The sequence below is a fragment of the Thauera sp. genome (assembly GCF_047601425.1).
Classification (GTDB): Bacteria; Pseudomonadota; Gammaproteobacteria; order Burkholderiales; family Rhodocyclaceae; genus Thauera.
In genome coordinates this window covers 1,320,627-1,343,206 of sequence record NZ_JASGJL010000001.1, presented here as the reverse complement: position 1 = coordinate 1,343,206, position 22,580 = coordinate 1,320,627, and the positions used below count along the sequence as shown (strand labels likewise).

19 protein-coding genes, 1 tRNA gene and 1 pseudogene are annotated in these 22,580 nt (G+C 65.4%); 7 read left to right on the top strand and 14 right to left on the bottom strand.

The features are described 5' to 3' along the window. Nucleotides 1-7 precede the first annotated feature (7 nt). The 8 genes from QM748_RS06565 to QM748_RS06530 form a co-directional block, all read right to left on the bottom strand. Nucleotides 8-577: a DUF2946 family protein gene (locus tag QM748_RS06565; RefSeq protein WP_415246223.1), complete on the bottom strand. Its 570-nt coding sequence runs from the start codon at nt 575-577 to the stop codon at nt 8-10. 10 nt (nt 578-587) lie between these two features. Further along, nucleotides 588-1,439 (bottom strand): carboxylating nicotinate-nucleotide diphosphorylase, encoded by an 852-nt coding sequence (nadC, locus tag QM748_RS06560; RefSeq protein ID WP_415246222.1) that lies wholly within the window; start codon nt 1,437-1,439, stop codon nt 588-590. Between the two features lie 76 nt (nt 1,440-1,515). Then, on the bottom strand, nt 1,516-3,072 hold the full coding sequence (locus QM748_RS06555; protein ID WP_415246221.1) for an NAD(P)H-hydrate dehydratase: 1,557 nt from the start codon (nt 3,070-3,072) through the stop codon (nt 1,516-1,518). A 352-nt stretch (nt 3,073-3,424) separates the two neighbouring features. After that, nucleotides 3,425-4,807, bottom strand: a complete 1,383-nt coding sequence (gene fumC, locus QM748_RS06550; protein ID WP_415246220.1) for a class II fumarate hydratase — start codon at nt 4,805-4,807, stop codon at nt 3,425-3,427. An 82-nt stretch (nt 4,808-4,889) separates the two neighbouring features. Continuing rightward, nucleotides 4,890-5,270, bottom strand: a complete 381-nt coding sequence (locus QM748_RS06545) for a hypothetical protein (RefSeq protein ID WP_415246219.1) — start codon at nt 5,268-5,270, stop codon at nt 4,890-4,892. A gap of 99 nt (nt 5,271-5,369) precedes the next feature. Next, nucleotides 5,370-6,908, bottom strand: a complete 1,539-nt coding sequence (locus QM748_RS06540) for a SpoVR family protein (protein ID WP_415246218.1) — start codon at nt 6,906-6,908, stop codon at nt 5,370-5,372. After that, nucleotides 6,905-8,188: a YeaH/YhbH family protein gene (locus tag QM748_RS06535; protein ID WP_415246217.1), complete on the bottom strand. Its 1,284-nt coding sequence runs from the start codon at nt 8,186-8,188 to the stop codon at nt 6,905-6,907. Before QM748_RS06535 ends, QM748_RS06540 begins: the two co-directional genes overlap by 4 nt. A gap of 68 nt (nt 8,189-8,256) precedes the next feature. Beyond that, nucleotides 8,257-10,179: a PrkA family serine protein kinase gene (locus tag QM748_RS06530; RefSeq protein ID WP_415246216.1), complete on the bottom strand. Its 1,923-nt coding sequence runs from the start codon at nt 10,177-10,179 to the stop codon at nt 8,257-8,259. Between the two features lie 365 nt (nt 10,180-10,544). Here QM748_RS06530 and tig point away from each other — a divergent pair, with 365 nt between their 5' ends. The 7 genes and pseudogenes from tig to QM748_RS06495 all read left to right on the top strand — a co-directional run bounded on the left by tig (nt 10,545) and on the right by QM748_RS06495 (nt 18,208). Then, nucleotides 10,545-11,849 (top strand): trigger factor, encoded by a 1,305-nt coding sequence (gene tig, locus QM748_RS06525; protein ID WP_415246215.1) that lies wholly within the window; start codon nt 10,545-10,547, stop codon nt 11,847-11,849. Between the two features lie 20 nt (nt 11,850-11,869). Continuing rightward, nucleotides 11,870-12,509, top strand: a pseudogene (gene clpP, locus QM748_RS06520) (ATP-dependent Clp endopeptidase proteolytic subunit ClpP). 17 nt (nt 12,510-12,526) lie between these two features. Beyond that, nucleotides 12,527-13,798: an ATP-dependent Clp protease ATP-binding subunit ClpX gene (gene clpX, locus QM748_RS06515; RefSeq protein WP_415246214.1), complete on the top strand. Its 1,272-nt coding sequence runs from the start codon at nt 12,527-12,529 to the stop codon at nt 13,796-13,798. A 113-nt stretch (nt 13,799-13,911) separates the two neighbouring features. Continuing rightward, nucleotides 13,912-16,323: an endopeptidase La gene (gene lon, locus QM748_RS06510; protein WP_341644620.1), complete on the top strand. Its 2,412-nt coding sequence runs from the start codon at nt 13,912-13,914 to the stop codon at nt 16,321-16,323. Nucleotides 16,324-16,553: 230 nt separating this feature from the next. Further along, complete coding sequence (locus tag QM748_RS06505) at nt 16,554-16,826, top strand: HU family DNA-binding protein (protein ID WP_415246213.1); 273 nt, start codon at nt 16,554-16,556, stop codon at nt 16,824-16,826. A 40-nt stretch (nt 16,827-16,866) separates the two neighbouring features. Next, nucleotides 16,867-16,942, top strand: a tRNA-Val gene (locus tag QM748_RS06500). A 156-nt stretch (nt 16,943-17,098) separates the two neighbouring features. Next, a complete protein-coding gene (locus tag QM748_RS06495) occupies nt 17,099-18,208 on the top strand; it encodes a tyrosine-type recombinase/integrase (RefSeq protein ID WP_415246212.1) in 1,110 nt (369 codons plus the stop codon). Here the strand turns inward: QM748_RS06495 and QM748_RS06490 are convergent. The 6 genes from QM748_RS06490 to QM748_RS06465 all read right to left on the bottom strand — a co-directional run bounded on the left by QM748_RS06490 (nt 18,173) and on the right by QM748_RS06465 (nt 22,577). After that, complete coding sequence (locus QM748_RS06490) at nt 18,173-18,400, bottom strand: helix-turn-helix domain-containing protein (RefSeq protein WP_415246211.1); 228 nt, start codon at nt 18,398-18,400, stop codon at nt 18,173-18,175. The two genes, QM748_RS06495 and QM748_RS06490, sit on opposite strands and share 36 nt — an antisense overlap. After that, a complete protein-coding gene (locus tag QM748_RS06485; RefSeq protein WP_415246210.1) occupies nt 18,397-18,864 on the bottom strand; it encodes a hypothetical protein in 468 nt (155 codons plus the stop codon). The genes QM748_RS06490 and QM748_RS06485 overlap by 4 nt, the downstream gene beginning before the upstream one ends. After that, nucleotides 18,861-19,856: an RNA-directed DNA polymerase gene (locus tag QM748_RS06480; RefSeq protein WP_415246209.1), complete on the bottom strand. Its 996-nt coding sequence runs from the start codon at nt 19,854-19,856 to the stop codon at nt 18,861-18,863. Before QM748_RS06480 ends, QM748_RS06485 begins: the two co-directional genes overlap by 4 nt. After that, nucleotides 19,853-21,421: a DNA cytosine methyltransferase gene (locus QM748_RS06475; protein ID WP_415246208.1), complete on the bottom strand. Its 1,569-nt coding sequence runs from the start codon at nt 21,419-21,421 to the stop codon at nt 19,853-19,855. The genes QM748_RS06480 and QM748_RS06475 overlap by 4 nt, the downstream gene beginning before the upstream one ends. Before the next feature lie 168 nt (nt 21,422-21,589). Beyond that, the gene (locus tag QM748_RS06470; RefSeq protein ID WP_415246207.1) at nt 21,590-21,745 is read right to left on the bottom strand and encodes a hypothetical protein; all 156 of its coding nucleotides are present in this window, start codon (nt 21,743-21,745) and stop codon (nt 21,590-21,592) included. Further along, nucleotides 21,729-22,577, bottom strand: a complete 849-nt coding sequence (locus QM748_RS06465; protein WP_415246206.1) for a hypothetical protein — start codon at nt 22,575-22,577, stop codon at nt 21,729-21,731. Before QM748_RS06465 ends, QM748_RS06470 begins: the two co-directional genes overlap by 17 nt. Nucleotides 22,578-22,580: the final 3 nt, after the last annotated feature.

The following is a 22,580-nucleotide window of genomic DNA, read 5'->3' as shown; positions in this document are numbered from 1 at the left end:
AGGGGGGTCAGGCCGGCTCGGCTTGTGGATCGTAGATGAAGCCGAGGCGATCCGCTGCCGCCTGCCGTCCTTCAGCCAGTGATTGCAGCGCCAGGCCTTTCCATCGCAGTTGGGGCTCAACTGCACCCGAGATCAGCGCAGTCAAGGCTTCCTCGTCAGCGATTTCGCCTGCCGAGTCGCGGACTTCGCCCAGCAGCATCGCCAGATCGCGATCGTCCAGCGCAGCAGGGCCGGCGTCGGTGGCGAGAAACAGCCGCCCTTCGGCGTCGAGCAGCAGTGGGCTGGTCGCTGTTACCGCACGCCCGGTATGAGTGAGAAAGTTGCCATCGGTTTGCAGTCGCAGCACCCAGGGGGCACTTTCCAGCGCGACGTAAACCCGCTGGGGGCCGTTGTTCACCAGCCAGTTGCCTTCGCCGTCGTGGGAGTAGTTGGCATTCAGGAAAGCGATCAAGCCGGGATGGGAGATCGCTTCGCCCTTCAGGCGCCAGCGGCCGCGGGCGTCGAGCGACAGCCAGCCGTAGCAGGCCGGCACCATCGGCCAGGACGGCAGGGAAGCGCTGGCGTCGTCGTCGGCCATCGGCTGAGGCTCAGGCCTCGGCTTCGACGTGGCGGAGCGAGAGGTCGAGCGCGCGCACGTCCTTGGTCAGCGTGCCGATCGAGATGCGGTCGACGCCGGTTTCGGCGATGGCCCGTACCCGCTCCAGGCTGACCCCGCCGGAAGCTTCCAGCTCAGCGCGCCCGGCGTTGATGGCGACGGCTTCGCGCATGTCGTCCAGGCTCATGTTGTCGAGCAGCACCATCTTCACACCGGCATCCAGCGCTTCCATCAGTTCGTCGAGGTTTTCGACTTCGACCTCGATGAAGACATTCGACGGGGCGATCAAGCGCGCCTGCTCGACCACTTCGCGGATGCCGCCAGCGGCGATGATGTGGTTTTCCTTGATCAGGATGCCGTCGTAGAGGCCGACCCGGTGATTGGTGCCGCCGCCGATCGCGACCGCGTACTTCTGTGCCAGGCGCAGGCCGGGCAGGGTCTTGCGGGTGTCGACGATCCTGGCTCTTGTGCCGGCCACGGCATCGACGAAGCGGCGCGTCACCGTGGCGGTGCCGGACAGCAGCTGCAGGAAGTTCAGTGCGGTGCGCTCGGCGGTCAGCAGCACTTGCGCACGCGCGATGATGTCGCACAGCACGTCGCCGGCCTTGACCACGTCGCCGTCGCGGACGCGCCAGTCCACGACGGCTGCCGGGCTGAGGGCGGCGAAGGCGGCATCGAACCATGCGGTACCGCAGATCACCGCATCCTCGCGGGTGACGACGCGGCCGCGGGCCTCGGTATCGGGTGCGATCAGGCGCGCAGTCAGGTCGCCGGTGCCGATGTCCTCGGCCAGGGAGGCGGCGATGTTGCGCTGGATTTCGACGCGAAGCTGTTCAGAGAGCATGGCGGTGAGCGGGCAGGTGACAGGAGGCGCGATTCTAGCATCGCGCCCGGGGCAGGCCGGGGCGGCGGTGCCGGGATCAGTGCTTGCCCAGCGTTATCAACGGGCGCGAATCACGCTGGTTGTCGCGGTTCGTGTCCTGCTGCGCTTCGACGATCCAGCCGTTGAACATGCCGCGGGCGGCGACGATGGTTTCGCTGGCGCTCAGGCCGATCGGGCCGATGCCTTCACGCGCCAGGCGATCTGCCGCTGCGCCATGCAGGTGCACGGCCGCGACCAATGCCGACTCGGCGGGCCAGCCCTGGGCGAGCAGGCCGGCGACGAGGCCGGTGAGCACGTCGCCCATGCCCGCGCTGGCCATGCCGGGGTGACCGCTGGTATTGATGAACCAGCGGCAGTCGGGCGTGGCGATGATCGAGCCGCAGCCTTTCAGCACCGTCAGGGCCCGGTAGCGGCGAGCGATGGCGAGAGCGGCCTGCAGCCGGTCGGCCTGTACTGCCGCAGTGCCGATGCCCAGCATGCGTCCGGCCTCGGCCGGATGCGGTGTCAGCACGGTCGGCATCTGCCGGGCGGCAAGCTGGTTCTGCAGCGCGGCATCGTTGCCGATCAGGTTCAATGCATCGGCGTCCAGCACGAGCGGGATGTCGCGGGCGAGGGCTGCGGCCAGTTGTGCGGCAGCATTGGCATCGGTGCCCAGGCCGGGGCCCACCGCCAGCGCACTCAGGCGTGCCGGGAGCTGCGCGGCGCGGCGCAGCATGAGTTCGGGGTGCGAGAAGTTCACCGCCGGGCCGTTGGGATCGAGCAGGCCGACATACACCCGGCCGGTACCCAGCCATTGGGCCGCACGTCCGGCCAGCAGCGCTGCACCGACCATGCCGGCATTGCCGCCGAGGATGCCGGCATCGCCGTACAGGCCCTTGTGGCTGTTGCGCGGCCGGCGCACCAGCAGGTTGCGGAACAGCGCGGGCGTGATCGCATGGCCGGCGGCGGGCAGCCAGGCCGGTGCGTCGATGTCCAGCCGCTGCACGCTGATGTCGCCGCAGTAGTCCGGGCCGTCGTTGGTCAGCAGGCCGGGCTTGAGCGAAATGAAGGTCGTCGTGTGGGTGGCGCAAAAGGTCGTGCCGAGTGGCTGGCCGGTGTCGGCGTCGAGGCCGCTGGGCACGTCGAGCGCCATGCGCGGCGAAGGTTGGGCGTTCAGGGTCTGGATCCAGGCCGCGTAACGGCCTTCGATGCCGCGCTTGAGGCCGATGCCGAAGATCGCATCCACCACCAGGGCCCAGCCTTGTGCCGGTGCCGCTGGCAGGTCGGAAATGGTCTGGCCGCCTGCGGCGAGGAAGTCGGCGTAGGCCTTGGCGGCCTCGGCGGGCAGATTCTGCGCATCGGCGGCGAAGGCGACCTGCACTTCGCGCCCGGCCTGAGCCAACTGGCGGGCCATGACGAAGCCGTCGCCGCCGTTGTTGCCTGGCCCGCAGGCGATCAGGATCGGCCCCGGGCGATCCATGATCAGGCGTACCGCGTCTTCGGCAGCGGCGCGGCCGGCCCTTTCCATCAGCGGCGGACGTGCGCTGGGGATGAGCTTGCCTTCGATTTCTCGGATGCCGGCGACGGGGTAGATCGGTAGGGCGGACAGGAACATGATGGGCGCGCCGTCAGGTAAAGGGGAAATTGTAAGGCGCGCTGCGGTGCAGCGTGAACGTCCGTTGCGGCTTATTCGCCGCTGAACCTGCTGAAACACCGGGGCGGTCACGTGCCGCCCCGGCGATCCTTTCTGCTGTGTTGCCCGAGGGGCACTGGTCAGAAGCGGCAGCTGAAACTGGCCGCGAAATTGCTGCCGGTCAGGTCGGGCAAGGCTAAGCTCGAGGGACGATACACGGTGTCGTCGTGCGCGCGATTCCTGCGTTCGACGGCGGTCAGCAGGGCTTCGATGCCATAGCCCGGCCGGTAGCGGCCGCCGATCCGGCTTTCGGCTGGCCGTCCGGTTTCCTCGATCAGCCGACCATCCTGGCGGGGTCGATCCAGCGGTCGAAATCTTCCGCCGAGACGTAGTCCAGCGCCAGCGCGGCTTCACGCAGGCTGCTGCCTTCCTTGTGGGCCTTCTTGGCGATCTGCGCGGCCTTGTCGTAGCCGATGTGCGGATTCAGCGCGGTGACCAGCATCAGCGAGCGTTCGACCAGTTCGGTGATGCGGGCGCGGTTCGGTTCGATGCCGGCGGCGCAGTGGTCGTTGAAGCTGTTCATGCCGTCGGCGAGCAGGCGCACGCTCTGCAGGAAGTTGTGGATGACCATCGGGCGGAAGACGTTGAGCTCGAAGTTGCCCGAGGCGCCGCCGATGTTGATGGCGACGTCGTTGCCCATGACCTGGGCGGCGAGCATGGTCATCGCCTCGCTCTGGGTCGGGTTGACCTTGCCCGGCATGATCGAGGAGCCGGGCTCGTTTTCCGGGATCGAGATCTCGCCGAGGCCGCTGCGCGGGCCGCTGGCGAGCCAGCGCACGTCGTTGGCGATCTTCATCAGGCTGGCGGCGAGGGTCTTGAGTGCGCCGTGGGCATGCACCAGCGCGTCGCAACTCGCCAGGGCCTCGAACTTGCTGGGGGCGGTGACGAAATCCTGGCCGCTGAGGCGGGTGATCTCGGCGGCGACGGCTTCGGCATAGCCCTTGGGCGCGTTGAGCCCGGTGCCGACCGCAGTGCCGCCCAGCGCCAGTTCGCCCAGGTGTGGCAGCGCGGCGCGCAGGTGGCGCTCGCCGTGGGCGAGTTGCGCGGCCCAGCCGGAGATTTCCTGCCCCAGCGTCAACGGCGTGGCGTCCTGCAGGTGGGTGCGGCCGATCTTGACGATGTCGGCGAAGGCGCGGGATTTGTCTTCCAGCGTGGTGCGCAGCCGGGCCAGCGCCGGCAGCAGCTTCTGGGCGATTGCCAGCGTGGCGGCGACGTGCATCGCGGTGGGGAAGACGTCGTTGCTCGACTGGCTGCGGTTGACGTCGTCGTTGGGGTGGACGAGGCGCGCTTCGCCGCGTTCGCCGCCGAGCAGTTCGCTGGCGCGGTTGGCGAGCACTTCGTTGAGGTTCATGTTGGTCTGCGTGCCTGAGCCGGTCTGCCAGACGGCGAGCGGGAATTCGTCCGGGTGCTTGCCGGCGAGCACTTCGTCGGCGGCGGCGATGATGGCGTCGGCCTTCTCGGCGGGCAGCAGGCCCAGGCCGTGGTTGACCCGCGCGGCGGCGCGCTTGACCAGGGCGAGGGCGTTGATGAGTTCGGTGGACTGGCGCTCGGTGGAGATGGCGAAGTTGATCAGCGAGCGCTGGGTCTGCGCGCCCCACAGGCGGTCGGCGGGGACGTCGATCGGGCCGAAGGTGTCGTATTCCTGGCGTGTGCTCATATGGGCGATGCTCCTGTTGGTGAAGTGAGAGGCGGGCGTTCGCTGGCGCCGCCTCGAGTGAGGTGAGTTGTGGAAAGACCGCTCAGTCGAAAGGAGGGTCCGGACTGTCGAGCTGGAAAGATGAGGACAGATCCAGATTGGCAATGCGCCATCGAAGAGCGGCCAGCCGTGCTTTCTGCTGCGGACTGAAGGCGCAGCCGGCCAGTTGCGCCATGGGGTGGTGCAGATGGTCGAGGCACAGGTGGCGCCAGTGATTGGGCAGAGCGCGGTCGGCGGCGGTGCTGGCCAGCAGTTCGGCTGCGCGCCAGTACGCTTCCCAGGCCGGTATCCGTGCTCGGCGTACCAGCGCATCGGCTTCGGCGAGGTAGTGCGGGATCAGGCGCGGCTCATCCGGCAGCAGTGCGCAACGGATGCGGATCGCGGCCCAGAGCCAACGCTGTTTGCGGTCGAGATGTGGAGGCATGAGGCCGTCGCAGGATCATTGTCAAAGTAATGAGAATCATTATTGTCAATGAGGCCGCGATAAACAAGCCCAATGGCAAAAACCGTCTATCGGGGCGCGTCAGCCGGTGTCGCCTGCGCGGCGCTTCGCGCTGCGTATCTCGGCCGTCAGTTCGACCTGGCCGTCGGTCCCGACCGTCTCCAGGCGCACGGTGAAACCCCACAGCCGGGCCAGGTGCTTCATGACTTCACCAGTTGAGTCTCCCAGCGGACGGCGCTTGTGCTGCTGGTGGCGCAGCGTCAGCGAACGGTCGCCGCGCAGGTCAACGTTCCAGACCTGTACGTTGGGTTCCCGCGCGCCGAGGTTGTAGTGGTCGGAGAGGACGTCGCGTACGTGGCGGAAGCCGTCCTCGTCGTGGATGGCCGAGACCTTCAGTTTGTGCTCGCGGTCGTCGTCGAGCACCGCGAACATGCGGAAGCCGCGCATGACCTTGGGTGAAAGGTATTGGGCGATGAAGCTTTCGTCCTTGAAATTGCGCATCGCGAAATCGAAGGTCTCGAGCCAGTCGCTGCCGGCGATCTCGGGGAACCAGCGGCGGTCTTCGTCGTCCGGGTGCTCGCAGATGCGGCGGATGTCCTGCCACATCGCGAAACCGAGCGCGTAGGGGTTGATGCCGTTGTACCAGGCGGCGTTGTAGGGCGGCTGGTGCACCACGTTGGTGTGCGACTGCAGGAATTCGAGCATGAAGCTGTCGGCGAGCAGGCCGTCGTCGTACAGGTGGTTGAGCAGGGTGTAGTGCCAGAAAGTGGCCCAGCCTTCGTTCATGACCTGGGTCTGGCGCTGGGGGAAGAAGTACTGCGCGATCTTGCGCACGATGCGCACGATCTCGCGCTGCCAGGGTTCGAGCAGCGGGGCGTTTTTCTCGATGAAATAGAGCAGATTCTCCTCGGGTTCGGCCGGGAAGCGGCTCGACGGTTCGGGGCGGGCATGGATGTCGTGCGCCGGCAGCGTGCGCCAGAGTTCGTTGACCTGGCTCTGCAGATATTCTTCGCGTTCCTGCTGGCGGAGTTTTTCCTTGGCGAGCGAGAGCTTGGGCGGGCGCTTGTAGCGGTCCACGCCGAGGTTCATCAGCGCATGGCAGGCGTCGAGCAGGTTTTCGACCTCTTCCTCGCCGTGGCGCTCCTCGCATTCGCTGATGTAGTTCCGCGCGAAGATCAGGTAGTCGATGATGGCGTCGGCGTTGGTCCAGGTGCGGAAGAGGTAGTTGCCCTTGAAGAAGCTGTTGTGGCCGTAGGCGGCATGGGCGATCACCAGGCCCTGCATCGTCAGGGTGTTTTCCTCCATCAGGTAGGCGATGCAGGGGTTGGAGTTGATGACGATCTCGTAGGCCAGCCCCATCTGGCCGCGGCGGTAGCCCTTCTCGGTGGCGAGGAATTGCTTGCCGAAGGACCAGTGGTGGTAGTTCACCGGCATGCCGACCGAGGCGTAGGCGTCCATCATCTGCTCGGCGGTGATGATCTCGATCTGCACCGGGTACGTGTCGAGCCGGTAGTGGGCGGCGGCGCGGGCGATTTCGGCGTGGTAGCGGTCGATGCTCTCGATCGACCATTCCGAGCCGCGCGGCAGGGGCTCGGGCTTGCGGATAGTCGTGGTCGTCATAGGATCGTCTTCTTGAACAGTTCGCGGAACACCGGGTAGATGTCGGCCGGCGACTCGATCCGCTGCATCGCGAAGTGGGGCTGTTCGTCGGCGATGCGGGCGTATTCGCGCCACAGGTTCTGCGGCTCGCCGGCGGTGATCTCGATGTAGGCGAAGTACTGGCACCACGGCAGGATGTCGCGGCCGAGCAACTGGCTGCACAGCGGCGAGTCGTTGTCCCAGTTGTCGCCGTCCGAAGCCTGCGCGCCGTAGATGTTCCACTGGCCGTTGGCGTAGCGCTGGCGCAGGATGTCGCGCATCAGCAGCAGCGCGCTGGATACAACGGTGCCGCCGGATTCGCGCGAGTGGAAGAATTCGTCCTCGTCGACTTCCTTGGCCACGGTGTGATGGCGGATGAAGACGACTTCGATGTGTTCGTAGCTGCGCGTCAGGAACAGGTAGAGCAGCATGAAGAAGCGCTTGGCGGTGGATTTTCGCTCCTCGCTCATCGAGCCGGAGACGTCCATCAGGCAGAACATCACGGCCTGGGTGGTGGGGCAGGGCACGCGGATGCGGTTGTTGTAGCGCAGGTCGAAGCGCTCGATGAAGGGAATCTGCTCGATCTTTTCGCGCAGCTTTCCAATTTCCTCGCGCAGCGCGCGGGCTTCGTCGCCGTCTTCGCAGCTTTCGTCGCCATTGCAGCGGGCCAGCAGTTCGTCGAGCTGCTGCTGGAGTTGACGCAGCCTGCCGGCGTAGGGCGAACCGAGCGCGAGCCGGCGGCCGAGCGCGCTGCGCATCGAGCGGATGATGTTGATGTTGGCCGGCACGCCGTCGGCGGTGAAGCCGGCACGCTGGGTCTTGTAATCGGTGACCTTGGCCAGTTGGGTGCGGACCAGGCGCGGCAGTTCGAGATCTTCGAAGAACAGGTCGAGGAATTCCTCGCGCGAGAGCTGGAAGACGAACTCGTCCTCGTGCTCGCCCTCGTTGCTCGCCTTGCCCTGGCCGGCGCCGCCCGCGCCGCCGCCGAGCGGGCGGTTGATCAGGTCGCCGGCGCCGAACTGGTCATTGCCGGAAAAGACCTGCTCCCAGATTCCGCCCTTGCCATGATGCAGCGAAGGCTCGGACAGGTCGCGCGCGGGGATGGCGACTTCCTCGCCATTCTCAAGGTCGCGGATCGAGCGGCCCTCGATCGCGCCGGACACCGCCTTGCGGATCTGCTGCTTGAAGCGACGCATGAAGCGCTGGCGGTTGACCGCGCTCTTGTTCTTGCTGTCGAAGCGTCGATCGATGATGCGGACCATGCCTCCTCCTCGGGCCGAAGCCGGCAATGGTGCGCGCCATGGCAGGCGCGCACCTCATCCACACGGGGTCATGACGACTTGCGTACGCGCAGATACCATTCGCACAGCAGGCGCACCTGCTTTTCGGTGTAGCCCTTCTCGATCATGCGGTCGACGAAGTCCTGGTGCTTCTTCTGCTCGTCGGCGCTGGCCTTGGCGTTGAAGCTGATCACCGGCAGCAGATCCTCGGTGTTGGAGAACATCTTCTTCTCGATCACCGCGCGCAGCTTTTCGTAGGAAGTCCAGCTCGGGTTGCGGCCGTCGTTCTTGGCGCGGGCGCGCAGCACGAAGTTGACCACCTCGTTGCGGAAGTCCTTCGGGTTGCTGATGCCGGCCGGCTTCTCGATCTTCTCCAGTTCGTCGTTGAGCGCGCCGCGGTCGAGGATCTCGCCGGTGTTCGGGTCTCGGAACTCCTGGTCCTGGATCCAGAAGTCGGCATAGGTCACGTAGCGGTCGAAGATGTTCTGGCCGTACTCCGAGTAGCTTTCGAGATAGGCGGTCTGGATTTCCTTGCCGATGAACTCCGCGTAGCGCGGCGCCAGGTATTCCTTGATGTAGCCCATGTAGCGCGCTTCGCTCTCGGCCGGGAACTGCTCGGCCTCGATCTGCTGTTCGAGCACGTACATCAGGTGCACCGGGTTGGCGGCGACTTCGCGGTGGTCGAAGTTGAACACCTTTGACAGCGCCTTGAAGGCGAAGCGGGTGGATAGCCCGGTCATGCCTTCGTCGACGCCGGCATAGTCGCGGTATTCCGGGTAGCTCTTGGCCTTGGGGTCGGTGTCCTTGAGGTTCTCGCCGTCGTAGACGCGCATCTTGGAGAAGATGCTGGAGTTTTCCGGCTCCTTCAGCCGCGACAGCACCGAGAACTGCGCCATCATCTTCAGTGTGTCGGGCGCGCAGGGCGCTTCGGACAGCGAGCTGTGGGCCAGCAGCTTCTCGTAGATGCGGATTTCGTCCGACACCCGCAGGCAGTAGGGCACCTTGACCGTGTAGATGCGGTCGAGGAAGGCCTCGTTGTTGCGGTTGTTCTTGAACGCGACCCATTCGGATTCGTTCGAGTGCGCCATCACGATGCCGTCGAAGGGGATTGCGCCGAAGCCTTCCGTGCCCTTGTAGTTGCCTTCCTGGGTCGCGGTGAGCAGCGGATGCAGGACCTTGATCGGCGCCTTGAACATCTCGACGAATTCGAGCAGGCCGCGGTTGGCCAGGCACAGACCGCCGGAGTAGCTGTAGGCGTCGGGGTCGTCCTGCGAATACTGTTCGAGCTTGCGGATGTCGACCTTGCCGACCAGCGAGGAGATGTCCTGGTTGTTCTCGTCGCCCGGCTCGGTCTTGGCGACCGCGATCTGGCGCAGCACCGAAGGCATCAGCTTGACGACGCGGAACCGGGTGATGTCGCCGCCGAACTCGTGCAGGCGCTTGACCGCCCATGGGCTCATGATGGTGTCGAGGTAGCGGCGCGGGATGTGGAAGTCGTCCTCGAGGATGCGGCCGTCTTCCTGGGCGTCGAACAGGCCGAGCGGCGACTCATGCACCGGCGAGCCCTTGACGGCGTAGAAGGGGATCCTCTCGATCAGCGACTTCAGCTTCTCCGCCAGCGAGGATTTGCCGCCGCCGACCGGGCCGAGCAGGTAGAGGATCTGCTTCTTCTCCTCCAGACCCTGCGCGGCGTGGCGGAAGTAGGAGACGATCTGCTCGATCGCCTCTTCCATGCCGTAGAAGTCGCGGAAGGCCGGGTAGAGCCGGATGAGCTTGTTGGAGAAGATGCGCGAGCGGCGCGGGTCGAGGCGGGTGTCGACCAGTTCGGGCTCGCCGATCGCGGCCAGCATGCGTTCCGCGGCCGAGGCGTAGGCCATGCGGTCGCTGCGGCAGAGTTCGAGATACTCCTGCAGCGACATTTCCTCTTCGCGTGACGCCTCGAAGCGGGCCTGGTAAGCATTGAAGATGGACATGGCAATCTCCCTGACGATCGATGCGAGGGGTGCGTGCCTGATGATACGCGCCCGGTGTCCTGCCAACTGCATCCAGCCTGTATGAGGGTGAGCACAGGCGCGCTTGCGCGCTGGCCAGCTCTGTAGCATCAGAGGCTCCGTGTGGGTGCGAGTTCCGCGCCAGACGCCTGTTTTGCGGTGTTTCCACGCGGTTTTCGTGTCCGGTGTCACGGTCTTGTCCGGTCCCCAAGCGAGACGCGGGCGCTGTGCTAGAATCCCGCCTTTCGTTCAACGCGTTTGCGCTGGCGACGTGTGCGTGCGTCCTTGTCCAGGATGCATGCCGACGCCGGCGAGAACGGTTTTTTTGACTTCTCAGGATCGACCCAATGGAGCAGAACCAGGTAACCCCGAGCGCGCTCGAGCGCCGTATCGACATCGCCGTTTCGCTGGCAGACATCGAGAAAGAGGTGGATGCCCGCCTCAAGCGCATGGCGCGTACGGTGAAGATGCCGGGGTTCCGCCCGGGCAAGGTGCCGATGAAGATCGTCGCCCAGACGCATGGCGGCCAGGCACGCGGCGAAGCGGTCGGTGCCGCGGTCGAGAAGGCCCTCGGCGACAAGGTGCGCGAGCAGAACCTGCGCATGGCCGGCTACCCGAGCATCGAGCCGAAGGAAGGCGCCGCCGAAGGCACGCTGGAATTCAGCGCCGTGTTCGAGGTTTACCCGGAGGTCGCCGTCGGTGATCTGGCCGGCCAGCAGATCGAACGCCCGGCGCTGGCGGTCGGCGATGCCGAAGTCGATAAGACTCTCGACGTGCTGCGCAAGCAACGCACCTCCTTCACTGCCGCCGACCGTGCCGCTGCCGAAGGCGACCGCGTCGTGATCGACTTCACCGGCCGCAAGGATGGCGAGGTGTTCCAGGGCGGCCAGGCCGAAGACTTCCCCTTTGTCATCGGTGCTGGTGCCATGCTGAAGGACTTCGAGACCGCCGTTACCGGCCTGAAAGCAGGCGAGAGCAAGACTTTCGACATGACCTTCCCTGAGGACTACCACGCTGCCGATCTGGCCGGCAAGACCGTCCAGTTCGAGATCAAGGTCAAGCAGGTCGAAGGCCCGGTGCTGCCCGAGATCGACGCCGACTTCGCCCGTTCGCTGGGCGTGGCCGACGGTGACGTCGCCAAGCTGCGCGAAGAGGTCAAGGGCAACCTCGAGCGCGAGGTCAAGCGCCGCATCCAGGCCAAGGTCAAGGAACAGGTGATGAACGCGCTGATCGCCGTGACCCCGATCGAAGTGCCGAAGGCGCTGGTGCAGTCCGAGTCGCAGCAACTGGCCGAAAACGCCCGCCGCGACCTGGAGATGCGCGGCATGAAGACCAAGGACATTCCGGTCGATCCGTCCTGGTTCGCCGAGCAGGCCGAGCGCCGCGTCCGCCTGGGCCTGATCATGGCCGAACTGGTCAAGACCAACGAACTGCACGCCAAGCCCGAGCAGGTCCGCGCGCTGGTCGAGGAAATGGCGCAGAGCTACGAGGATCCGTCCGAACTGGTGCGCTGGTACTACGCCCAACCCGAGCGCCTGGCCCAGGCCGAGGCCGTGGTGATCGAGGACAATGTCGTCGCCTGGGTCAGCGAAAAGGCCCAGACCACCGACAAGGACGTGACTTTCGACGAACTGATGGGCAACGCGGCCTGAGTCCGCAAAGGGTCTGACCAATGATGCAAGGAACACCCCAGCACAGCAGCGACTGGAACCCGGTCGGCCTCGGCCTGGTGCCGATGGTGGTCGAACAGAGCGGTCGCGGCGAGCGCGCCTACGACATCTATTCGCGCCTTCTGAAGGAGCGGGTGGTGTTCCTGGTCGGGCCCGTCAATGACGTGACCGCCAACCTGATCGTCGCCCAGTTGCTGTTCCTCGAATCCGAGAATCCGGACAAGGACATCTCGTTCTACATCAATTCGCCCGGCGGTTCGGTCACCGCCGGCATGGCGATCTACGACACCATGCAGTTCATCAAGCCGAACGTCAGCACGCTGTGCATCGGCCAGGCGGCGAGCATGGGCGCCTTCCTGTTGGCGGCGGGCGAGAAGGGCAAGCGCTTCATCCTGCCCAACTCGCGCGTCATGATCCACCAGCCGCTGGGCGGCTTCCAGGGCCAGGCCTCGGACATCGAGATCCATGCCCGCGAAATCCTCTACCTGCGTTCGCGCCTGAACGAGATGCTGGCCAGGCACACCGGCCAGCCGCTCGAGCGCATCGAGAAGGACACCGACCGCGACAACTTCATGTCAGCCGCGGCGGCGGTCGAGTACGGGCTGGTTCAACAAGATCCTGACCAGCCGCGACGACACCTGATTCAGGAGAACCCCCACATGACGGACAAGAAGGCTGGCGGCGACAACAAGCTGCTGTACTGCTCCTTCTGCGGCAAGAGCCAGCACGAGGTGCGCAAGCTGATCGCCGGCCCTTCGGTCTTCATCTGCGACGAATGCATCGAACTGTGCAACGACATCATCCGTGACGAGATCGTCGGCGCCGCAGATCCGGAAGGCATCAAGGGTGCGCTGCCCACGCCGCGCGAAATCTGCGAGACCCTCGATCAGTACGTGATCGGCCAGGCACAGGCCAAGCGCAATCTCGCGGTGGCGGTTTACAACCACTACAAGCGCCTGCGCCACGTCGAGGCGCGGGACGACGACGTCGAACTGGCCAAGAGCAATATCCTGCTGATCGGGCCGACCGGCTCGGGCAAGACGCTGCTGGCGCAGACGCTTGCCCGTCTGCTCGACGTGCCCTTCGTGATGGCCGATGCGACGACATTGACCGAAGCCGGCTATGTCGGCGAGGACGTCGAGAACATCATCCAGAAGCTGCTGCAGAAGTGCGATTACGACGTCGAGAAGGCGCAGCAGGGCATCATCTACATTGACGAGATCGACAAGATCTCGCGCAAGGCCGACAACCCCTCGATTACCCGCGACGTCTCGGGCGAGGGCGTGCAGCAGGCGCTGCTGAAACTGGTCGAAGGCACGGTGGCCTCGATCCCGCCGCAGGGCGGGCGCAAGCACCCGAACCAGGACTTCATCCAGATCGACACCACCAACGTGCTGTTCATCTGCGGCGGCGCCTTCGACGGCCTGGAAAAGGTCATCCGCAACCGTACCGAGAAGGTCGGCATCGGCTTTGGCGCCGAGGTCAAGAGCAAGGAAGGCAAGAACCTCACCGACACCTTCCGCCAGGTCGAACCCGAGGATCTGATCAAGTTCGGCCTGATCCCCGAACTGATCGGCCGCCTGCCGGTCGTCGCCACGCTGCAGGAACTCGACGAGGCCGCGCTGATCCAGATCTTGGTCGAGCCCAAGAACGCACTGGTCAAGCAGTACCAGAAACTGTTTTCGATGGAAGGCGTCGAACTCGAGATTCGTCCGGCGGCGCTGCATGCGGTGGCGCGCAAGGCGATCCGGCGCAAGACGGGGGCACGTGGCCTGCGCTCCATCCTCGAAGCGTCGCTGCTCGACATCATGTACGACCTGCCGACGCTGAACGGTGTCGAAAAGGTGGTTGTCGATGAGGCGACCATCGAGGAAGGCGGCAAGCCGCTGCTGATCTACGCCGAGCAGCCGAAAGTGTCGGGTGCCAACTGAGACCGGTGAAGCGGACCCGTGTGATCGTCGTCCAGCCGTGGGTCGTCCCCGTCGCTTGAATTTCCAGGTCATGCCCATACATGGGTATGACCTTTCTCATAAGGAAAATTAAAATGTCGGGTTCCGCTGAACTCCCCAACGGACAACTGGAAATGCCGCTGCTGCCGCTGCGCGACGTGGTGGTGTTTCCGCACATGGTCATCCCGCTGTTCGTCGGACGGCCCAAGTCGATCAAGGCGCTCGAAAGCGCGATGGAAGCCGGCAAGAGCATCCTGCTCGTCGCGCAGAAATCGGCTGCCAAGGACGAGCCGGCGATCGAAGACCTCTATTCCATCGGCTGCATCGCCAACATCCTGCAGATGCTGAAACTGCCCGACGGCACCATCAAAGTGCTGGTCGAGGGCGTGCGCCGCGCGCGGGTGGACTCGGTCGAGGACCTGCGCCACCTGTTCGTCGCCAAGGTGACGCCGGTGAAGGTGACCGAGGTCGATACCAACGAAGTCGAGGCCATGCGCCGCGCGATCGTTGCCCAGTTCGACCAGTACGTCAAACTGAACAAGAAGATCCCGCCCGAGATCCTGACCTCGCTGGCCGGCATCGAGGAAGCCGGCCGCCTGGCCGACACCATTGCCGCCCACCTGCCGCTCAAGCTCGAACAGAAGCAGGACGTGCTCGAGATGTTCGACACCGGCGAGCGTCTCGAAAAGCTGCTGAACCAGCTCGAAGCCGAACTCGACATCCTGCAGGTCGAAAAGCGCATCCGCGGCCGCGTCAAGCGGCAGATGGAGAAGAGCCAGCGCGAGTACTACCTGAACGAACAGGTCAAGGCCATCCAGAAGGAACTCGGCGAAGGCGAAGAGGGCGCCGACCTCGAGGAGATGGACAAGAAGATCAAGGCCGCCGGCATGCCCAAGGAGGCGCTCGCCAAGGCCCAGGCCGAGTTCAAGAAGCTGCGCCTGATGTCGCCGATGTCGGCCGAAGCCACCGTCGTGCGCAACTACATCGACACCCTGATCGGCCTGCCGTGGAAGAAGAAGTCGCGTGTCAGCAAGGATCTGGCCGAGGCCGAGAAGGTGCTCGACAAGGACCACTACGGCCTGGAGCGGGTCAAGGAACGCATCCTCGAATACCTTGCCGTGCAGCAGCGCGTGGACAAGGTCAAGGCGCCGATCCTGTGCCTGGTCGGCCCCCCGGGCGTGGGCAAGACCTCCCTCGGCCAGTCGATCGCCAAGGCCACCAACCGCAAGTTCATCCGCATGGCGCTCGGCGGTGTGCGCGACGAAGCCGAGATCCGCGGCCATCGCCGCACCTACATCGGCTCGATGCCGGGCAAGATCCTGCAGAACATGAGCAAGGTCGGCGTCAAGAACCCGCTGTTCCTGCTCGACGAAGTCGACAAGCTCGGCATGGACTTCCGCGGCGATCCCAGCTCGGCGCTGCTCGAAGTGCTCGACCCGGAGCAGAACCACACTTTCCAGGACCATTACATCGAAGTCGATTTCGACCTCTCCGACGTGATGTTCGTGGCCACCGCCAATACGCTGAACCTGCCGCCGGCACTGCTCGACCGCATGGAGGTGATCCGTCTGTCCGGCTACACCGAGGACGAGAAGGTCAACATCGCCCAGCGTTACCTGCTGCCCAAGCAGATCAAGAACAACGGTCTCAAGCAGGAAGAAATCTCGGTCACCGAGGAAGCCCTGCGCGACGTCGTGCGCTATTACACCCGCGAAGCCGGCGTGCGCAGCCTGGAACGCGAGATCTCGAAGATCTGCCGCAAGGTGGTCAAGCAGCTCGTGCTCAAGAGCCGCAGCAGCAAGATCATCGTCAATGCCAAGAATCTCGACAAGTTCCTCGGCGTGCGCAAGTACAGCTTCGGCATCGCCGAGAAGCAGAACCAGCTCGGCCAAGTCACCGGTCTGGCGTGGACCGAGGTCGGCGGCGAACTGCTGACCGTCGAAGCGGTGCAACTGCCCGGCAAGGGCAAGGTGCTGACCACCGGCAAGCTCGGCGAAGTGATGCAGGAGTCCATCCAGGCCGCGCTGTCGGTCGTGCGCAAGCGCGCCCGCTCGCTCGGCATCGACGAGGATTTCCACCAGAAGAGCGACATGCACATCCACCTGCCGGAAGGCGCGATCCCGAAGGACGGCCCGTCCGCCGGCATCGCGATCAGCACTGCGCTGGTGTCGGTGCTGACCGGCATTCCGGTGCGCTGCGACGTGGCGATGACCGGCGAGATCACGCTGCGCGGCGAAGTCCTGCCGATCGGCGGCCTGAAGGAGAAGCTGCTGGCCGCGGTGCGCGGCGGCATCCGCACGGCGCTGATCCCGGAAGAGAACGTCAAGGACCTGGCGGAAATTCCGGAGAACATCAAAAACGCCCTGGAGATCGTGCCCGTCAAGTGGATCGATCAGGTGCTCGAGCGCGCGCTGGAACGGCGCCCCGAGCCGCTGCCCGAAGAGGTGGCGGCGCCGGTGGCGCCTGCCGATCCGGACGCGGTCGGCGCCGCCCAGCGGCCGCACTGAGTTCCGGCAGACCCTCCGGGCGTAGTTGATAACGGCCCCCTGAGCAAAGCCGCAGCGTGTGTCATGCACGCTGCGGCTTTGTCATGTGGTGTATCACGCGTTGACCCGCCGAAGTGCGCGCGCTATAAAAACCGGAAATCGGCAGAACAGCAGGCTGTAGCGGACATCCGTACCGACGCGGATAAGCAGTGAGCGTCATCCCATCGCAGTGCACTTTCGGAGGGATTCAAGTGAACAAAGCAGAACTGATCGACGTCATCGCAGCACAGGCCGAAATCTCCAAGGCCACGGCGGGCCGAGCCCTGGATGCAGTCGTCGCGGGGGTGGTGGAAGCCCTCAGGGGCGGCGACAGCGTCACGCTGGTGGGTTTCGGTTCGTTTTATGTCGGTGAGCGAGCGGCGCGCACCGGCCGCAATCCGCGTACCGGCAAGAACATCAAGATCAAGGCAGCGAAAGTCCCGAAATTCCGTGCTGGCAAAGGCCTGAAAGATGCAGTAAACTGACGGGCTTTACTGGGCCGCCTGCCAAAGGCGGTTTCAGCGCGGGTGCTTAGCTCAGTTGGTAGAGCGTCGCCCTTACAAGGCGAATGTCGGCGGTTCGACCCCGTCAGCACCCACCAGACAAGAGCTTGATTATTAAGCGAAAACGAAGGCCCGCGAAAGCGGGCCTTCCTACTTATACCCCAGCCTAGCACAGCCACTTCCAACCAAAAAAGGCTATCATCCACCCGAGATTCGCCCAGTCAGGGGCGGACGCTAAGCGGCGAGAGGGGTGTATGGCATCGAAGCGTCCGAAAGGTGCACGGTGGGAGTTCGTCATCAAGCGGGCGGGGCTGCTCGAAAAGCCCGTCTATTTGACCTTCGACACCGAGGAAGAGGGCGACACCTTCTGCCGCAACGTCGAGAAGCTGCTCGACCAGGGCATCATCCCCGCCGACATCCGGCCGGAGTCGAGGCCCTCGACGCTTGGTAGCGTGATCCGTGCATACCTGACTGAGGCCCACCCGTCGCTAAAAGATCAGGAAGTGCTCAACACAGTCCTGGCGACGAAAGGCGCAACGCCCGTTCTGAAGATCGACGCTGGCTGGGTGGATGGGTGGATTGCGGAGATGAAGCAGGCCGACAAGCTCGCACCGTCCACGATCCGGGCGAAGATTGGTGCGACGGCTCGGGCATGCGACTGGGCGATCCGTAGAAAGATGATCGCTTTACCGGATCATCCCTTCCGCACCCTGCCAGATGGCTACGCGACCTACAACGCGAAGGACGCCGCAGTGGCCGGGGCGCGCCGCGAGGACATCGAGCGCGATCGGCGGCTCGACGGTGACGAAGAGAAGCGCATCCGCGTGGTGATCTCTGCTGGGGTGCTGGCGAGAAAGCAGCGGCCCCGGGTCATCGAGGACGCTGCCGCCCTGATGGTGGATTTCGACCTGGCTATCGAGACGGCCATGCGGATGCGTGAGCGCTACACGCTGGCCTGCGACCAGGTGGATCTACGCGGCAGGCAGATCGTGCTCGACAAGACGAAGAATGGCGACAGCCGGGAAGTGCCGCTGTCATCTGTGGCGCTGCGGGTGCTGGGCGAGCAACTCAAGCGGCGCCAGGGTGAGCAATGGCTATGGCCTTGGTTCGATGGCGACTTCCGGCCATACCAGCTCAAGATTCGCTCGAACTGGCTGTCGAAGCTGTACGCCGACATCTTCGACGCGGCTGGTTGCCCGGATCTGCGTGAGCATGACCTGCGGCACGAGGCCACGTCGCGCTTCTTCGAGCGGACGAAGTTGCCTGCCGAAGCGATCATGAAGATCACGGGCCACAAGACGCACAAGATGGTCATGCGCTACCTGCGGTTACGCGGCTCGTCGCTGGCGGCGCATCTGTGGTGACCTGCGGCCAAGCCGCTCGGCTGTTTGCATCTGGATCTGCCGCTCGATGTACTCGAGCACGTCGCGCTCGAGCATGACCCAGGCGCGGCCGATCTTGGCAGCCGGGAGCTTGTGCGTGCGGATCATCTCTGCCACGGTTTCCTCGTGCACCTTGAGTAGGCGGGCAGCTTCAGTGATATTGCAGGTGGTCATGCTGCCACCTGCCCGAGCTTCTCGAACTCCCAGGCGATTTCAGTCGTGCGGATCGCGCTGGTGATCGCGCCATCAGGCAGCTCCATGATCCGCGCCACCGTCCGGTCGAATTCCTCGCGGGCCTGTTCGACTAGGCGCGGGGTGATGGGCTTGTCCTCTCGCAGGCAGGCGGCGAGCACGCCCAGGTGGTAGGTGCTGATGTCCGGCGCCAGCCGTGCCCAGCAATCTCGCCAGCCGTCGATCGCCGGGGCAATCTCGCACCACTCCGCCCTCTGGGCGAACTGCTCGTCGACCTCGGGCATGGGCATCACCGCCCGGCCCTCGATCTCGTACACCTCGCCGCGGCTGAGCATGTCCATCAAGTTTCGCATCGGTCGGGCGATCACATTCGAGCGGCGCTCGCGCTCGGCGCGGTCGATGCCGCGTTGCAGCCAGGCCGGCAGTTTCATGGCACGGCGTTTCATCGGGTCCTCCTTGTCGATCCGGTGTGGGCGAGCATCGCCCGGTAGGCAGTCAGCGCCGCGCTGTAGTCGCGGCCGGTGGTTTCGTGCTGGCGCAGCCGGCGGTGGTAGCGGCTGCGGATGTAGTGCCCGGCGCTCACATGCCCCGGCCAGACGACGTAGCCGAGGAAAGGCACGCCGGCGGCGGTCGGCGCCAGGCGCACCTTGCGCGGGTGGATCACCAGCCCCACGCGGGCCAGCCGCTCGGTGATCGCTTCGGCATGCTCCTGCAGCTCGGCGGGGCTTTCGCCCAGCACGACCAGGTCATCGACGTAGCGCAGGTAGAGCCGCAGGCCGCGTTCCTGTTTCGACCAGTGGTCGAAGTCGGCGAGATAGAGGTTGGCGAAAAGCTGGCTGGTCAGGTTGCCGATCGGCATGCCCTTGTCCGCCGTCGCGTGGTACGGGCTGGCCGGCGGGAACAGGGCGTCGTACCGGCCGTCGGTGCGAAACGACCGCACCAGCCGCTCGATCAGCCGGCGCGTGTCCTGGTCGCCCTGGTAGCGCAACGCGCGGGCCAGCAGCGCATCGTGGCGCACCGAGTAGAAGTATTTCGAGATGTCCATCTGCAGTGCCCAGCGGGCCGCCGGGCGCCGGCAGAAGTCGGCCAGCCTCGCCACTGCCGCATGCGAGCCGCGCCCCGGCAGGTTGCCGTAGGTGTCGTGGATGAGCCGCGGCATCCAGGTCGGCAGCAGGTGGCGGTACAGCATCCAGTGCACGATGCGGTCGCGCATCGGGGCGTCGACCACGTCGCGCCACTTCTTCTCGCGCACCGTGAAGATCTGGTACGGCCCGAACTGGTAGGCCCGGTCGCGCAGACGCTGCTGGATGATGCTCAGGTAGTGCAGGGCATCCTGTGCGAACCGTTGCACGCGCACCGACTGGCGTTTGCCGGCCGCGGCGTGGAGCCAGCAGGCGTGCAGGTTGTCGAGCGAGGTGAGGGTGGCGAAGGTGGTCATGCCGCCCCCCTGACCGCCATAGCCGGCGCATTGCGGCGCAGGAAGCCTACGGCCATCAGCGGATTCACGCTGTTGCCCACCATCCGAACCTGTGCGGACTTCGAAAACCGCCGGCCGTCGTGGCCGCGGTCGATGATGTAGCTCTCCGGGAAGTCCTGCGCCCGGAACAGCTCGCGCGGCTCCAGCATCCGCAGGCCGATGTCGACGATCAGCCAGGGCGTGCCTTTGATCGTCACCGTCACGAGGGCCATGCGGTCTTTCGTGGTGACGGTCGTCATCGGGTCGCGCAGATCAGACCACTGGCCGCCTTCGCCGTAGTAGCGCATCAGGAAAGCAGCAACACGCTCGGCGCCCTCTGTGTACTCTGCCGAAAGCATGCAGGTCACGAGCTGCTGCTGGCTGCCGGTGTTCGTCACCGTGCTCATCGGCGCTCGCAAGTCGTGGCCGGGCGTGGTGTTGAATCCGCCATTCGCCTGCATGAGGTAGGCGCAGGCGAGGGCGTGCTTGATGCCGCCGGCCACCGCCACGCCCAGCGGCTGCTGGATGTCAAGCGAGCGCGGCGCCTGGCCTGCGCGTTCGCCGTAACCTATTTGTATTAGGGTGGGGACGACCACTGCTCGGCATCCGCCTTTCTCGGTGGCGATGGTGCTGATCGGATGGCGGATGTCCTCGACCTTGCCGCCGTGGGCCATGTTGACAACGAACGGATCGCCGCTCTCAAGCACGTACCGCACGATGCCGCGCGCAATCCGCCGCAGCGTGGCCTCGGCCAGCGGCCGGGCGCGCTCGAAAATGCTCGGGCACGGAATCGACCAGTCGATGCAGTCAGCCGCCGGCTTCCACCGGTGCTGCCCACGGCCTGGCCGCTGGAAGTGCGTCGGCTCTTCCCAGTCGATGGGCTGCCCCGTCCGCGAGAAGATCATGAACAGCCGCTCGCGCGTGGTGTGCCCGCCGAGGTTGGCGGCTTTTAACAGGCGCCAATCCGCGACATAGCCCAGCGACTCGAGCACACGAACGAACCGCCGGAACGTCTCGCCTTCGCGCTTCGGATCAGGAATCAGGAACTGCTGCTGCACCGGCACACGCTCGCCCGGCGCGGCGATACTGCCGTCCAGCTTCATCACGCGCCTGGTCGTGCGGCAGCGCTTGGCGATCAGCGGCCCCCACTTCAGGAACTGCTTGACGTTTTCGAGGCTGATGTTGTCCGGCAACACCTGCCCGCCCCAGCGAGGCCCCACCCACGCCAGTGCGCGAATTCGCGCACTGCGCGGCTGCCCGCCTCGAGCCTGGCTGTGATGGGTGCAGTCCGGCGACAGATGCAGCCAGCCCACCGGCCGGCCCTGCGTCGCGCCGCGCGGACACACTTCGAAGACGTCAGCCACGAAGTGCCGCGTCTGCGGGTGGTTGATGCGGTGCATCGAAAGCGCGTCGTCGTTGTGGTTGATGGCGATGTCCGGGCTACGGCCCCAGGCCATCTCCATCGCCACCGACATGCCGCCGCCACCGGCGAACAGGTCGACGATGAGCTTGTCGTGCAGATCAAATATCAACTGGCGGGCGGTCATTGTTTCCTCATGTCATTGCCGCCGTGTTCCGCCGCAGCGCCCGCAGGCCCTGCGGCGGTTCCCGGCTGGGCGTGGTGCCGTGCTTTCGGGGCTGTCGCCCCGCGAATCGCTCGACCAAGAGATAGCCCCCCGGCGGGCATGCCGCCGTCCGGGCCGTTGTGCCTTGGGTCAGCGGAAGCCGACGTTGTCGTTGCGGTTGTCGGGCCAGTCGTTGTCGAGGCTGAACACGCCCGCGTTGGCGTCGTCGTTCCAGTAGCCGCCCCGGAGCAGGGCGTTGCCGGATGTTGCAGAGCGATCCGCCCGCCGATCATGACCGCGCCTCATAGGCACGCAGCAGCCCGCCCACTAGGCGGCCAAGCTCAACGGCTAAACCGGCGCGGTGCTCGAAAGCGATGCGCACCTGGCTGAGCCGTGGGGCCTGAGCGATGTGGTGCTTCAGCAGATCGACGTCGGCCGACAGCGCGCGCAGCAGCGCCGGCTTGTTGTCCTCGAGGCCGAACGCGAACACGGCGAGCATGATCCGGGCCATCACCGTCCGCAGGTTTTCGCCGTAGGTGTTGCGCAGATCGCGGGGCAGCTTGACGATGTCCTGCAGCAGCGCGGTGTCCAGGTCCTGTGCGTGGGCTTTCAAGCGGAATCCGGCGTTGTCGGGCTGGGCGAGCAAGTCGCGCGCCGCGGCGGTGTTCAGGGCTTCGCGCTGGCGCAGGTCTTCGATCACCTGCTGGACAACGTCCGGCGATACCGCCGCAAGCACCGCGGCGTTGCCCGTCGGCTGGTCGGACACGTACAGCGTGTGCCCCGTGGCCTGGGTGCCGAGCGCGACGACATAGGGGATGCCGCACTCCGCCACCATGCTCCACAGCCGACGCTTGAAGTTGCCCGCCGGCATCCCGGCGCGGATGTGCGGCTCGCCCGTCGCACCTACCAGCTTGAGCCGGTACTTCTTGAGGACGTGCAAGGCGTAGGCGCTGCGGTCGTAGGCGTGCAGGAACTTGCCGGCCTGCACCAGCACCAGGTGCGTCGGGTACTGCGCTTCGATGCGCGCAGCGGTCACGGCGCTAGGGTCGGCGGTGCCCAGGCCCAGCTCCACGCCGCGCACGCGGCGGATGGCGAGCTGCTGGCGCTCGGTTTCGCTGGGGGTTTGGGTATCAGTCATGGG

Coding starts and splice junctions, on each gene's coding strand:
- QM748_RS06565 (WP_415246223.1), bottom strand. CDS start 577: ATGGCCGACGACGACGCCAGCGCTTCCCTGCCGTCCTGGCCGATGGTG.
- nadC (WP_415246222.1), bottom strand. CDS start 1,439: ATGCTCTCTGAACAGCTTCGCGTCGAAATCCAGCGCAACATCGCCGCC.
- QM748_RS06555 (WP_415246221.1), bottom strand. CDS start 3,072: ATGTTCCTGTCCGCCCTACCGATCTACCCCGTCGCCGGCATCCGAGAA.
- fumC (WP_415246220.1), bottom strand. CDS start 4,807: ATGAGCACACGCCAGGAATACGACACCTTCGGCCCGATCGACGTCCCC.
- QM748_RS06545 (WP_415246219.1), bottom strand. CDS start 5,270: ATGCCTCCACATCTCGACCGCAAACAGCGTTGGCTCTGGGCCGCGATC.
- QM748_RS06540 (WP_415246218.1), bottom strand. CDS start 6,908: ATGACGACCACGACTATCCGCAAGCCCGAGCCCCTGCCGCGCGGCTCG.
- QM748_RS06535 (WP_415246217.1), bottom strand. CDS start 8,188: ATGGTCCGCATCATCGATCGACGCTTCGACAGCAAGAACAAGAGCGCG.
- QM748_RS06530 (WP_415246216.1), bottom strand. CDS start 10,179: ATGTCCATCTTCAATGCTTACCAGGCCCGCTTCGAGGCGTCACGCGAA.
- tig (WP_415246215.1), top strand. CDS start 10,545: ATGGAGCAGAACCAGGTAACCCCGAGCGCGCTCGAGCGCCGTATCGAC.
- clpX (WP_415246214.1), top strand. CDS start 12,527: ATGACGGACAAGAAGGCTGGCGGCGACAACAAGCTGCTGTACTGCTCC.
- lon (WP_341644620.1), top strand. CDS start 13,912: ATGTCGGGTTCCGCTGAACTCCCCAACGGACAACTGGAAATGCCGCTG.
- QM748_RS06495 (WP_415246212.1), top strand. CDS start 17,099: ATGGCATCGAAGCGTCCGAAAGGTGCACGGTGGGAGTTCGTCATCAAG.
- QM748_RS06490 (WP_415246211.1), bottom strand. CDS start 18,400: ATGACCACCTGCAATATCACTGAAGCTGCCCGCCTACTCAAGGTGCAC.
- QM748_RS06485 (WP_415246210.1), bottom strand. CDS start 18,864: ATGAAACGCCGTGCCATGAAACTGCCGGCCTGGCTGCAACGCGGCATC.
- QM748_RS06480 (WP_415246209.1), bottom strand. CDS start 19,856: ATGACCACCTTCGCCACCCTCACCTCGCTCGACAACCTGCACGCCTGC.
- QM748_RS06475 (WP_415246208.1), bottom strand. CDS start 21,421: ATGACCGCCCGCCAGTTGATATTTGATCTGCACGACAAGCTCATCGTC.
- QM748_RS06470 (WP_415246207.1), bottom strand. CDS start 21,745: ATGAGGCGCGGTCATGATCGGCGGGCGGATCGCTCTGCAACATCCGGC.
- QM748_RS06465 (WP_415246206.1), bottom strand. CDS start 22,577: ATGACTGATACCCAAACCCCCAGCGAAACCGAGCGCCAGCAGCTCGCC.